Here is a 12,474-nt window from a genome sequence, read left to right as displayed (position 1 = left end):
ATAGCTGTGTGGCGAAAAGACGATAAAATCCGGAAAAATCCACGACACATTTTCCGAGAAATATCTTACTTCCTCTTTCTGAAATTGTCAAGCGCGGAATCAGAAGCCGGACGCTCTACATCCCTAAAAATCTTTTAACGCACTCCTTCATATCTTCCGGATCGCATTCTGTCTTATGCAGGACCTCCGCTTCCCGGATCTCGCGGATAGCCATAGGCGTCTCACGGCCGGAAACAGACGGCATATCGGCAAGGAGTTCCATCTCATCCTTGGCTCCAAAGGCCGGGTCAATGGCAGAAAGCACGCTTCCTGCAAATTTATATGGGCTTGCCGTTGACGCGATCACGCAGGGACGCCCGTCGCCGGTACGCTTCTGATACTCTCTGCAGACATGGGACGCAACCGCAGTATGCGGGTCGATCACATAGCCGGTCTTCTCATAAAGGCGGCGGATCTCCTCTGCAGTCTCTCTTTCATCCGCATACCCGGCGTCAAAGTCCGCAAGACGTTCCTTCATAGCTGCCGTGATCTCATATCTTCCGGAAACCTGAAGCTTACGCATCCTTTCCGCGGTCCCGGCTGCGTCTTCGCCTGCGGCCAGATACAGGAGCCGCTCCAGATTACTGGAAATCAGGATATCCATAGAAGGAGACGTCGTTAAAACAAACTCCCGGTTTTTGTCATAGGTGCCGGTCCGGAAAAAATCATAGAGTACTTTATTCTCATTGGACGCGCAGATCAGCCTGCCAAGAGGCAGCCCCATCTGCTTTGCATAATAAGCGGCCAGGATGTTGCCGAAATTGCCGGTCGGAACCACTACATTTACCAGGTCCCCCGGACAGATCTCGCCGTATTTTACAAGCCTGGCATACGCATACACATAATAGACGATCTGCGGCACCAGCCGTCCGATATTGATCGAATTCGCAGAAGAAAACTGATAGCCGTGCGCCGCCAGTTCCTCTGCAAACTCCCGGTCCTCAAACAGAGCCTTCACTCCGCTCTGGGCCTGGTCAAAGTTTCCCCGGATCGCCGCTACATCCACATTTCTTCCCTTCTGGGTAACCATCTGCAGCTTTTGCACCTTGCTGACCCCGTCTCTGGGATAAAAGACAATGATCCTGGTTCCCTCCACATCCGCGAATCCCGCCATGGCCGCCTTCCCCGTATCGCCGGAGGTGGCCGTCAGGATGACGATCTCCTTATCCGCATGGTTCTTTCTTGCTGCAACGGTCATCAGATGCGGAAGGATCGACAGCGCCATGTCCTTAAATGCGATGGTTGCTCCGTGGAACAGCTCCAGATAGTAGTTCCCGTCCGCTTTCGCAAGCGGCGCGATCTCCTCTGTATCAAACTTCTCATCATAGGCTTTTTCTACGCAGCTTCTCAGTTCCTCCTCCGTAAAGTCTGTGAAGAACTTCTGCATCAGTGCGCAGGCGGTCTCCTGATAATCCATGGCCGCCAATTCTTCGATGGAAAGCGCAAGCGCCGGGATCCTTTCCGGCACGAACAGTCCGCCGTCCGGAGCAAGCCCGGTCAGAATCGCCTTAGAAGCGCTGACCTTAAGATCTGAATTTCTCGTACTCTTGTAATACAGTTCCATCTTTTCACCCTTTTACTCTGCTTTCATAAAAACAATAAACAGGATCGCGCTGATCCCCATCAGTACCGGATAGTACAGATACGGGATGATCTCAAAAGGCGTCAGCCCGGTCAGGCTGGCCGCAGACAACAGCTGGGCTCCGTACGGAATCAGTCCCTGGCCCACGGAAGTAAAGATGTCAAGAAGCGAAGCCGAACGCCTGCCCGTTACATGAAATTCCTCACTGATCTCCTTTGCGATCGGTCCGGCCATTACGATAGCCACCGTATTGTTCGCCGTACACAGATCCACCAGCAGGGCAAGGCCCGCGATACCGGCCTCTGCTCCCCGTTTTCCGCGGATCCTTTTCCGGATCAGATCCAGGATAAACTGGATCCCTCCGTATTCTCTTACCAGAGACACGATACACGCCACAACGATAGAGATCACGGTAATATCATACATTCCCGTCACACCGTCGCCTACTGCGGTAAACATTTCCCCTGCAGCCAGGCTTCCGGTTGCCACGCCGATCACCAAAGACAGCACCGTTCCGGTCACCAGGACGACAAACACATTGATCCCGATCAGCGCGCCCACCAGGACCACCAGATAGGGGATCACCTGGGCCACATGATAGGGAAGTTCTTCTGTCATCTGGAAACTGCCGTTTCTTGTCACCACCCAGAAGATCACCACGGTCAGAAGCGCCGCCGGAAGCACGATCTTAAAGTTCTCCCGGAACTTGTCCTTCATCTCGCATCCCTGGGTCTTTACTGCCGCGATCGTGGTGTCCGAGATCATGGACAGATTGTCGCCAAACATGGCGCCGCAGACCACGGCTCCGATGCAGACAGCCATGGCAAACCCTGTCTTTTCACTGATCCCTGCAGCGATCGGCGCAAGAGCCGCGATCGTCCCCATGGAAGTTCCCATGGACACGGAGATAAAGCAGCCGATCACAAAAAGGCCCACCACCGCGATATGAGCCGGCAGAACAGACAGGCCCAGATTGACCGTACTGTCCACGCCGCCCGCAGCGGTAACCGCCCCGGAAAATGCTCCGGCGCTCAAGAAGATCAGACTCATTGTGATAATATTTTCATCGCCCACGCCTCTGGTGACGATCCGGATCTTTTCCTGGAATCCCAGTTCCCGGTGCTGTAAAAATGCCGCCAGCAGGGCGATCAGAAATGCGACGATCGCCGGCATGGCGTAAAAGTCTCCGGTGACGATCCCGGATCCCAGAAAGATCACCAGAAATACGCCGATCGGCAGCAGCGCCGCCACATTTCCTTTCTGCTCCCTCATACCATTACCCTCTTTTATCTCTTATTTTTTCTTACTTTTTCTTACTGTTCGTATAATTTACCAGACCGCCTGCAGCGATCAGTTTCTGCATAAATTCCGGGAAAGCCTGTCCCTGATACTCCGTTCCTTTGGTACGGTCATAGATCTTGCCGCTGTCAAAGTCCACTTCCACCTCGTCGCCGGCCTCGATCCCTTTTGCCGCTTCCGGGCATTCGATGATCGGAAGTCCGATATTAATGGCATTGCGGTAAAAGATCCTTGCAAAAGTTTCCGCGATAATGCAGCTGACTCCCGCCGTCTTCAGGCACAGCGGCGCATGCTCTCTGGAAGAACCGCAGCCAAAATTCTTATTCGCCACAATGATATCGCCGGGCTGCACCTTCTTCACGAAATCCGGATCAATGTCCACCATCGCATGGCTTGCCAGTTCTTTTGCATCAAAAGAATTTAAGTATCTTGCCGGAATGATCACATCCGTATCTACATTGTCTCCATATTTAAATACATGTCCTGCCGCTCTCATGATCTGTCACCTACTTTCTCCGGATTTGCAATATAACCTGCGATCGCGCTTGCAGCCGCCACTTCCGGTGACGCAAGATAGATCAGGGAATCTACATGGCCCATACGGCCGACAAAATTACGGTTGGTGGTGGATACGCATTTCTCTCCTGCAGCCATGACTCCCATATGGCCTCCCATACAAGGGCCGCAGCTTGGCGTATTCACCGCGCAGCCTGCGTCTACAAAAATGTCTACCAGACCTTCGTCCACACACTGCTTGTAAATCTTCTGGGTCGCGGGAACGACCATAACGCGTACATCCCGGTGCACGGTCTGCCCCTTCAGGATGGCCGCCGCTTTGCGCATGTCTTCCATTCTTCCATTGGTACAGGATCCGATCACAACCTGGTCGATCTTGATGGGCTCCATTGCCTCCACCTCGTCGATGGTCTTTGCATTGCCCGGAAGATGCGGGAATGCCACGGTCGGACGGACTTCGGAAAGATCCACGGTGATCACTTCGTCATAAGGAGCGTCCGCATCCGCCTCATAAATGGTATACGGCTTCTTTGAATGCTCTTTGATATAGGCAAGGGCCGTTTCATCTACCGGGAAGATCCCGTTCTTTGCCCCGGCTTCGATCGCCATATTTGCCATGGTAAACCGGTCGTCCATGGACAGATGCGCAATGCCGTCTCCGGTAAATTCCATGGACCGGTACAGGGCTCCGTCTACGCCGATCCTGCCGATGATATGGATAATGATATCTTTTCCGCTGACATATTTTCCCGGCTTTCCGGTCAGGACAAATTTGATGGCGCTTGGCACCTTAAACCAGATCTCTCCGGTCGCCATGCCGGTTGCCACGTCCGTTGTCCCCATGCCTGTGGAAAATGCGCCCAGCGCTCCATAGGTACAGGTGTGGGAATCCGCGCCGATGATACATTCCCCGGCTGTCACCACGCCGGCCTCCGGAAGGATCGCATGCTCCACGCCGGATTTTCCCTGCTCAAAATACCAGGAAAGCCCCTGTTCCTTTGCATATTCACGGATCGCTTTTGAATTCTCCGCAGACTTGATATCCTTATTCGGAGTAAAATGATCCGGCACAAACACCACTTTATCTTTATCGAATACGTGATCCGACATCTGGCGGATGATCGGAAGAGCCATAGGCCCGGTAATGTCATTTGCCATCACGATGTCTAACTTCGCTTCGATGAGCTGGCCTGCCTCCACATGATCAAGACCTGCATGAGCCGCCAGTATTTTCTGCGTCATTGTCATTCCCATTGCGACAACCTCCTCTTTTTCTACTTAGTCTTACTGGGTATTTTAACACAGATAAAGACGGCGGCGCAAGAAAGAATCAGCAAGACCACAAGAAGGGTCAAGCCGGATTCGTCTCCGGTCTTCACAGACGGCGCTTTTACTGTCATCTCTTCCACCTGGGGCTCCGGTTCCGGCGCTGGTTCCGGCTCAGGCTCCGGTTCCGGCTCAGGCTCTGGTTCCGGTTCGGGTTCCGGTTCCGGCTCCGGCACTTCTACGATCTCCCGGTCCCGTTCTTCTTCCGCATTATCCGCCCGCACTACTACCTCATTTTCAATCTCTTTTCCGATCAGCGCTTCGTCCGTGATCATCACCTGATACTCCACGGTATACTTTTCGCCCAGCTCTTCCCACTGCAGAAATTCACCGGCCCGGATGGTAAAGCTGTTCCCGGTCACCTGGATCTGCGCGTCCCGGACAGGATTTGCCCCTGCATCCAGAAGGACCACCGAATTCTTCTGAAGCTTGACCCCTTCCGTCAGGATCGTGTCAGTGATCACCACATTTTTGGCCACTGCATTCTGGATTCGCTGGGTCACGTCTGTCGTATAGGTGATCAGATCTCCTACCTGATACTTCTTATCCGTCTTATCCGCCTCTTTTGTGATGGTAAGTTCCGGTTTTTCCAGCCATTTCACCTTCAGAGACACGCTGGAAGGCTCCACAGTGATCAGGTGGCCGCTTCCCATATCCTGACTGCTGCCGCCGGTCTCCACGATCAGGGTCCGCCAGCTTTTATCCAGGGACGCCTTTATCTGGCCGCTGTCCCAGGCGCCGCCATTTTCATACGCCACGTCCGCCGCCAGATAGAACTGGTCGCCGCCATAGACCGTCACAGTTCCCTGGTCCCTGGTCTGGCGGGTCACATTGACCAGTGTCATCCCTTCCGCCAGCGGGAAGGTCACCGAATTGGACGTATCTCCCTGGCAGGTGATCAGATCTGTTCTCTGGCATTTTTCCTCCGGGCTATAATAGGCAGTGGCTTCCGCTGCTGAAAGCGAAAACTCCTGATCCGGCACAGGCGGAAGGTTCCTGATATGCTCCGTAAACGTGATCACCGCCCCTTTGATATCCTCATTCAACCCGATAAATCCTGCGCTGTTCGGATCGCAGCCGTCATAAATATAAGACAAAATGCAGTGGGACAGGCAGTAGGACCGGTCCGGGGCGTCCCACCCGCCGGTAAGGGAAGGCTTGATATGCGTATCAAACCCGGGGCCGCCGTACACATAATACATCGCCTTTGCCAAAAGTTCATCGGAGCTCATCTCGCCGGAAGCATAAGTTCCGTTCCCCGGCGAAGTCTTGTCAGGCTCCAGGCAGTAAGCCAGATTGCCGTCAATGTAGTAGTAATAGGTGGAATACCCGATATACTCCACCCGGTCTCCCCGCACCAGGGACACCTCCGCTGCCTCGGCTGTCAGTCCTCCTCTTGCCACAGCCGCCAGAACAGCCAGAAAAACTGCACACAAAAGAAACAGCCAGCCGCGATATTCTTTTTTTCCTGTAATCATAGATCCATCTCCTTTTCAATAAAAATAATCTGTACCCGCAAATCAAAGGTACACAAAAAACACCTGCCGCCCTCCTTTCCTTCTGTGTTGTTCTTCTCGTTTTGGAAAACCGGAATGAAACTTCCTGCTCTGGGGGAATCCCCATTGAAATAAATGAATAAAGAATTTTCTTAGACGAGTGCCTTTATCATAAAAGGATTTCTGCATTTTGTCAATACAGAAATCCTTTCTCAAAGCCAAAATTTTTACCGGAAATCTCCGGCTATTTTCCTTCGTGGACTCTTGCCCGGATACGCTCCAGAAGTTCTTTATGCCGCCTGGACTGCATGGTAGGGAAGGCCCGGACGATACGCCGGCCGTCCCGGATACTTCTCTCTGCCAGTTCCCGGTATCTGCCCCGCAGTTCTTCCGCCTGCAGGCGAAGTTCTGTGAGCTGTTCTTTGCGCTCCTCTTTGCGCTCCTCCCTGGCTGCGTCCAGCTTCTCGTGGATCTCGATGCCGTCCATTACATTTTCATAGATATTCTCACCCATGCGGCCGGACAGTTCCCGCAGATCCGCAGCGACCTTATCCAGGGCATCCAGCTGCCGGTTCCACTTCAGGATACTGTTTACCGTTACCAGAAGGTCCGCCGCCATGGCGCACACGCAGCCCGTCAGGATCAGGATCCCCAGGACATGGGGCAGCAGAAGGCACAGATCCCGGACCACCGGATGGACCACCTTTACAATGGTCACGCAGGCGACGCCCCACACCAGGGAAAATACCAGGCACACATAACCGCCGATATTAAAAGGCATCCCCGTATAATCCCACCATTTATGATGAAAGAGGCGGTCCAGCACAAAGCCTGTCAGGCCCTCGATCAGAGTCACCAAAATCGTGGACGCCAGATACAGCAGCACCCACTGGTCCCTCAACGGATCCAGAAACGCCGTCACCGTCACCACCCCTACGCCGTAGATAGGGCAGATGGGCCCGTTTAAGAATCCCCGGTTTACAAATCTGCGTTCTTTTGCCGCCGCAAATGCCACCTCTGTACACCAGCCAAGAATCCCATAGATGAAAAAATACAGCAGCATCTCATACAATGTCATATGTCTTCCTTTCCGCCCGCTCCGGCAAAACAGCGTTCACCGCCGGTCATACATTTTCTGATAAACCAGAGTATACTTCATAATTGATATCCCCGTCAATTGGTGATATAATCATTTTGCTAATGATAAATGTTATCAATAATCACAGGAGATGAAAGGACATGACACTCAAACAAGGCAAAAGCAATCAGACCTACCGCGTCAGATCCATCCACACTTCTCTGGATCTGGAACGGCGGCTGGAAGCCCTGGGGCTGACAGAGGGGTCTTTGATCACCATTATAAATAATGACAAAAAAGGGGCCATGACGGCAAGATTCCGGGGAACGCGGTTCGCTCTGGGGCGCAGCATCGCCGAACACATTGAAGTAACGGAGGCTGCAGACCATGAATAGCAAAAAGAGCATCAACGTCGGATTTATCGGCAATCCAAACTGTGGAAAAACCACGCTTTTCAACGCATTTACCGGGGCAAACCTGAAGGTTGCCAACTGGCCCGGCGTAACCGTAGAAAAAAAAGAAGGCACCACCTACTATCAGGGACAGGAGTTCCGTCTCATCGACCTGCCCGGCATTTACAGCTTGACGTCCTATTCCATGGAGGAGACGGTCTCACGGGAATGCATCATGAGCGACGAAGTGGACGTGATCGTAGATGTGATCGACGCCTCCAGCCTGGAACGCAACCTCTATCTGACGCTGCAGCTTCTGGAACTCGGGAAACCAGTTGTACTGGCTCTGAACATGATGGATATCGTGGAGGAGCGGGGCATGGAGCTGGATCTTCACCGGCTTCCGGAGATGCTTGGCGTACCTGCCATCCCGGTTTCCGCCAGAAAAAAATCCGGTCTCTCCATCCTGATGCACGCGGTGGCCCACCACAGCGAGATGCAGGCCCAGGGGCCTCTGATCCATCATCATCCCGGCCTTCATTCCTCCCACAGGCACGACCATCATTCCGAGTATGCCATGGTATACACCGACGAGATCGAGGACAAGATCGATGCCATCATCGTGCGTCTGAAAGAAACATATCCGGATCTGGAAAATAAACGCTGGCACGCCATCAAATACCTGGAGGCGGACGAGAGCGTCACAAGCCAGTATCCCATTGATGTTACCGGCATTGCGGACCGCAGTTATGAAAAAGAAATCATCAATCAGAAATATGATTTTATCGAAGAAGTCATCGGCGAGGTTCTGGTCAACAAATCCCAGAAAGCCGCTTTTACAGACAGGATCGATCATTTCCTGACCCACCGGCTGCTTGGACTTCCCATCTTCCTTGCCATCATGGCGCTGGTCTTTTTCCTGACCTTTGCCATCGGCGACTGGCTGAAAGGATATTTTGAACTTCTGCTGGAAATGTTCTCCGGCGCAGTAGGAAACTTCCTGACCGGAATCCACGTCAATGCCATGCTCCAGTCCCTGATCCTGGACGGCGTGATCTCCGGCGTGGGCGGCATTCTGACCTTCCTGCCCAACATTTTCATTCTCTTCCTGGCGCTTGCCATCCTGGAAGACAGCGGCTACATGTCCCGGGTTGCCTTTGTCATGGACGACATCATGAGCAAACTGGGGCTGTCCGGACGCGCATTCCTTCCGCTGCTCCTGGGATTTGGCTGCTCCGTTCCGGCCGTTATGGCCTCCCGGACCCTGGAAGACCCCAAAGACCGGTTCAAAACCGTCCTGGTCACCCCGTTTATGTCCTGCAGCGCAAGGCTTCCGATCTACGTGCTGTTTTCCTCCATGTTCTTCGGAAAAAATGCCATGCTGGTCTGCTATTCCCTGTATCTGCTGGGGATCGTGACCGCCATTGCCACTGCATTTATCCTGTCAAAAATAGACGGGAGCAAGGCGTCCCACTCCCTGCTAATCGAGCTGCCGGAATATAAATCGCCAAATGCGCGGACCATCGCCATCTATGTCTGGCAGAAGATCAAAGACTACCTGACCAAAGCAGGAACTGTGATCTTCGTAGCTTCCGTTATCCTGTGGGTGATCCTGAACTTCGGCCCCTCCGGATACGTAACCGACATCTCCCAGAGCTTCGGCGCCATGATCGGTAAACTGGCGGTTCCACTGTTCCGGCCTGCAGGCCTTGGCTACTGGCAGATCATTGTAGCGCTCATCTCCGGAATCGCGGCAAAAGAAGTCGTCGTTTCCAGCTGCAGCGTACTCTTCGGGATCCAGAACATCACCACCGCCCACGGCATGAGCGCCATGGCCGCCACCCTGGCCTCCATGGGCTTCGGCGCCGCAAACGCCTATGCAATGATGGTATTCTGCCTGTTGTACATCCCCTGCACCGCCACCATCGGCACCATGCACCGGGAACTCCACAGCTGGAAGTCCACCATCGGGATTATCCTCTTCCAGCTTGGCATCGCATGGATCATGAGCACACTCATCTATCATCTGATATTGTTATTTATTTAACGCGGTACACCCTGAATGCCGATTAGGTACACGGCAAAATGCAAATGGGGACGTAGACCTTTGCAAAAGGTCTACGTCCCCATTTGCTACCGCGTATGTTTCTGCAGATACGGAATTTCGATCGGATCGATCGGCGACGGCGGGTTTTCCACCTCGCCTTTTTCTTTGCGCTTTTTCCTGCGGAGCAGCTCTCCGCCCTTATTGTAGAACCAGAAGGAATAGGTCAGAAGCTTTCCTGCCTTGCCCATTTTCTCCCGGGTGGTCTTGCCATAGTACGTGCCTCCGGCCTCGATCGGCACTTTCCGCCGGATCAGTGAGATCAGTTCTGTCTCGCAGGTCACATACTCCGGCAGGATCGTATATCCCATGGAAACGCATTCGATCTTATGGGCATCGCTTCCGCCGATCCCCGGCTTCTTATACTTTTTGGCCAGTTTCATGGCGCAGGCATTGGAATCTTCCTGCTCGCAGGCGTTAAATGCCTCAATAAAATCAAACCGTTTCATGATCTCCGGAGCCTGATAATATTTCTTGGTATTGGTAAAGCTCAGATATTTCTCCCCGCAGGGATGTGCCGGGCCAAGGATCCCGCCGTGACGGTGCACAAAATCGATCAGCGCCGCCACCGGCAGCCCGCGAAGCTCCAGCAAGCGCATCTTCACCCCTTCCGGCATAATGCAGATAATGTGGCCTCCGTCGCAGGTATCGTACTCGATCCCTTTTAAAACCACAAAATCTTCATGGACCTTTCCCTTCATATCATATTTCCAGTGACGGTAGCCCTTATAGGTGTCGTGATCCGTGATCAGCATCCCGTCAAATCCATGCTCCTTCAGCTTCGTAATATACTCGTCCAGTGATACTTTGCTGTCAGGAGAGCCTTCTTTAATGTGACAATGCATATCCAGCTTCATAGGTATGCCTCCTTTACTCAAGCTCCAAGCGCTCTAAATCATTTTACAGGGCAAAAATCCCCGGCATTACGCCGGGGAAATCTGTTTTATTCCTGTGGGCCGGCAGCAACCAGAGCCTTGCCAAGCTCGTTGCTTTCGTATTTCTTGAAATTCTTGATAAATCTTGCTGCCAGATCTTTTGCTTTTGCTTCCCATTCAGAAGCATCTGCATAAGTATCGCGCGGATCCAGGATCGCAGGATCAACTCCCGGAAGCTCTGTGGGCACTTCAAAGTTGAAGTAAGGAATCTTCTTGGTCGGCGCTGTCAGGATCGCTCCATTCAGGATCGCGTCAATGATGCCGCGGGTATCCTTAATGGAAATACGCTTGCCGGTTCCATTCCATCCGGTGTTCACCAGATAAGCCTTGGCTCCGCTTTCTTTCATTCTCTTTACCAGCTCTTCTGCATACTTGGTCGGATGCAGTTCCAGGAACGCCTGTCCGAAACATGCGGAGAAGGTCGGTGTCGGCTCTGTGATGCCGCGCTCTGTTCCTGCAAGCTTTGCTGTAAAGCCGGACAGGAAATAATATTCTGTCTGCTCCGGAGTCAGTACAGATACCGGAGGAAGTACGCCGAACGCATCTGCAGACAGGAAGATCACGTTCTTCGCTGCCGGAGCTGCGGATACCGGACGCACGATTTTTTCAATATGGTCGATCGGATAGGAAACACGGGTATTCTCTGTCACGCTCTTATCATGGAAATCAATGTGTCCCTCTGCATCAAGGGTGACATTCTCAAGCAGCGCGTTTCTCTTGATCGCATTGTAAATGTCAGGCTCAGAATCTTTGTCAAGATCAATTACCTTCGCATAGCAGCCGCCCTCGAAGTTAAATACGCCGTTGTCGTCCCAGCCATGCTCGTCATCGCCGATCAGCAGTCTCTTCGGATCTGTGGAAAGGGTGGTCTTGCCTGTTCCGGAAAGTCCGAAGAAGATCGCGGTATTCTCGCCGTTCATATCTGTATTGGCAGAGCAGTGCATGGAAGCAATGCCCTTCAGCGGCAGATAATAGTTCATCATGGAGAACATACCTTTCTTCATCTCTCCGCCGTACCAGGTATTCACGATCACCTGCTCGCGGCTTGTGATATTAAACATCGCCGCAGTCTCGGATCTTAAGCCAAGCTCTTTGTAATTCTCCACTTTCGCTTTGGACGCATTGTATACAATGAAGTCCGGCTCAAAGTTCTCCAGCTCCTCCTCTGTGGGGCGGATGAACATATTCTTAACGAAGTGAGCCTGCCATGCAACTTCCATAATGAAACGGATCGCCATACGTGTATCTTTGTTGGCGCCGCAGAATGCGTCAACTACAAAAAGGCGTTTGCCGGAAAGCTCTTCCTGGGCAATTTTCTTTACTGCGTCCCATGCTTCCTGGGTTGCCGGATGGTTGTCATTGGGATACTCCTCTGTCGGCCACCATACAGTGTCTTTGGAATTTTCATCCATCACAATGTATTTGTCTTTCGGAGAACGGCCTGTGTAAATACCGGTCATAACATTGACCGCGCCAAGCTCGCTGACCTGTCCCTTGTCAAAACCTTCCAGATTCGGGTTCGTCTCTTCCTCGAACAGCATTTCGTAAGAAGGATTGTGAACAATTTCTGTTGTTCCGGTGATACCGTACTGTGTTAAATCGATCTTTGACATGATTCGCTCTACCTCTTTCTTTCTTTATTATAGTTCATTCGTCTCACATTATACAGGATGATTGACAAAAAATCAACAAGTAAACTTTCATTTT

The 12,474-nt window shown here is 52.4% G+C and carries 10 protein-coding genes; 2 read left to right on the top strand and 8 right to left on the bottom strand.

From position 1 onward, the window contains the following. Positions 1–115: 115 nt before the first annotated feature. The 6 genes from thrC to H6A13_RS00930 form a co-directional block, all read right to left on the bottom strand. A complete protein-coding gene (gene thrC / locus H6A13_RS00955) occupies positions 116–1,603 on the bottom strand; it encodes a threonine synthase (RefSeq protein ID WP_204907750.1) in 1,488 nt (495 codons plus the stop codon). Positions 1,604–1,615: 12 nt separating this feature from the next. Further along, the gene (locus H6A13_RS00950) at positions 1,616–2,893 is read right to left on the bottom strand and encodes a Na+/H+ antiporter NhaC family protein (protein ID WP_204907749.1); all 1,278 of its coding nucleotides are present in this window, start codon (positions 2,891–2,893) and stop codon (positions 1,616–1,618) included. Positions 2,894–2,924: 31 nt separating this feature from the next. Next, positions 2,925–3,416 carry a 3-isopropylmalate dehydratase small subunit gene (locus H6A13_RS00945; RefSeq protein WP_204907748.1) on the bottom strand — a complete coding sequence of 164 codons (492 nt, stop codon included), beginning with the start codon at positions 3,414–3,416 and terminating at the stop codon, positions 2,925–2,927. Then, entirely contained in the window at positions 3,413–4,690 is a 1,278-nt protein-coding gene (gene leuC, locus H6A13_RS00940; RefSeq protein WP_204907747.1) for a 3-isopropylmalate dehydratase large subunit, read from the bottom strand. Before leuC ends, H6A13_RS00945 begins: the two co-directional genes overlap by 4 nt. 20 nt (positions 4,691–4,710) lie before the next feature. Continuing rightward, a complete protein-coding gene (locus H6A13_RS00935) occupies positions 4,711–6,240 on the bottom strand; it encodes an isopeptide-forming domain-containing fimbrial protein (protein ID WP_204907746.1) in 1,530 nt (509 codons plus the stop codon). Between the two features lie 262 nt (positions 6,241–6,502). After that, positions 6,503–7,336: a putative ABC transporter permease gene (locus tag H6A13_RS00930; protein WP_204907745.1), complete on the bottom strand. Its 834-nt coding sequence runs from the start codon at positions 7,334–7,336 to the stop codon at positions 6,503–6,505. A 161-nt stretch (positions 7,337–7,497) separates the two neighbouring features. Here H6A13_RS00930 and H6A13_RS00925 point away from each other — a divergent pair, with 161 nt between their 5' ends. Together H6A13_RS00925 and feoB are read left to right on the top strand one after the other, a co-directional pair. Further along, positions 7,498–7,731 carry a FeoA family protein gene (locus tag H6A13_RS00925; RefSeq protein ID WP_204907744.1) on the top strand — a complete coding sequence of 78 codons (234 nt, stop codon included), beginning with the start codon at positions 7,498–7,500 and terminating at the stop codon, positions 7,729–7,731. Then, positions 7,724–9,775 carry a ferrous iron transport protein B gene (feoB, locus tag H6A13_RS00920; RefSeq protein ID WP_204907743.1) on the top strand — a complete coding sequence of 684 codons (2,052 nt, stop codon included), beginning with the start codon at positions 7,724–7,726 and terminating at the stop codon, positions 9,773–9,775. Before H6A13_RS00925 ends, feoB begins: the two co-directional genes overlap by 8 nt. Positions 9,776–9,861: 86 nt before the next feature. On the opposite strand, the gene H6A13_RS00915 is transcribed toward feoB, so the two are convergent. Together H6A13_RS00915 and pckA are read right to left on the bottom strand one after the other, a co-directional pair. Continuing rightward, positions 9,862–10,689, bottom strand: a complete 828-nt coding sequence (locus H6A13_RS00915; protein ID WP_204907742.1) for a PHP domain-containing protein — start codon at positions 10,687–10,689, stop codon at positions 9,862–9,864. 86 nt (positions 10,690–10,775) lie between these two features. Further along, positions 10,776–12,380 carry a phosphoenolpyruvate carboxykinase (ATP) gene (pckA, locus tag H6A13_RS00910; RefSeq protein WP_204907741.1) on the bottom strand — a complete coding sequence of 535 codons (1,605 nt, stop codon included), beginning with the start codon at positions 12,378–12,380 and terminating at the stop codon, positions 10,776–10,778. Positions 12,381–12,474: the final 94 nt, after the last annotated feature.

Source organism: Mordavella massiliensis, from assembly GCF_016902415.1.
Classification (GTDB): domain Bacteria; phylum Bacillota; class Clostridia; order Lachnospirales; family Lachnospiraceae; genus Merdimonas; species Merdimonas faecigallinarum.
The sequence above is the reverse complement of the archived record's forward strand: the minus strand, read 5'-3'. Positions and strand labels throughout refer to the sequence as shown.

Excerpts from the sequence above, each read along its gene's own strand:
- thrC (WP_204907750.1), bottom strand. The coding sequence starts at position 1,603 with ATGGAACTGTATTACAAGAGTACGAGAAATTCAGATCTTAAGGTCAGC.
- H6A13_RS00950 (WP_204907749.1), bottom strand. The coding sequence starts at position 2,893 with ATGAGGGAGCAGAAAGGAAATGTGGCGGCGCTGCTGCCGATCGGCGTA.
- H6A13_RS00945 (WP_204907748.1), bottom strand. The coding sequence starts at position 3,416 with ATGAGAGCGGCAGGACATGTATTTAAATATGGAGACAATGTAGATACG.
- leuC (WP_204907747.1), bottom strand. The coding sequence starts at position 4,690 with ATGGGAATGACAATGACGCAGAAAATACTGGCGGCTCATGCAGGTCTT.
- H6A13_RS00935 (WP_204907746.1), bottom strand. The coding sequence starts at position 6,240 with ATGATTACAGGAAAAAAAGAATATCGCGGCTGGCTGTTTCTTTTGTGT.
- H6A13_RS00930 (WP_204907745.1), bottom strand. The coding sequence starts at position 7,336 with ATGACATTGTATGAGATGCTGCTGTATTTTTTCATCTATGGGATTCTT.
- H6A13_RS00925 (WP_204907744.1), top strand. The coding sequence starts at position 7,498 with ATGACACTCAAACAAGGCAAAAGCAATCAGACCTACCGCGTCAGATCC.
- feoB (WP_204907743.1), top strand. The coding sequence starts at position 7,724 with ATGAATAGCAAAAAGAGCATCAACGTCGGATTTATCGGCAATCCAAAC.
- H6A13_RS00915 (WP_204907742.1), bottom strand. The coding sequence starts at position 10,689 with ATGAAGCTGGATATGCATTGTCACATTAAAGAAGGCTCTCCTGACAGC.
- pckA (WP_204907741.1), bottom strand. The coding sequence starts at position 12,380 with ATGTCAAAGATCGATTTAACACAGTACGGTATCACCGGAACAACAGAA.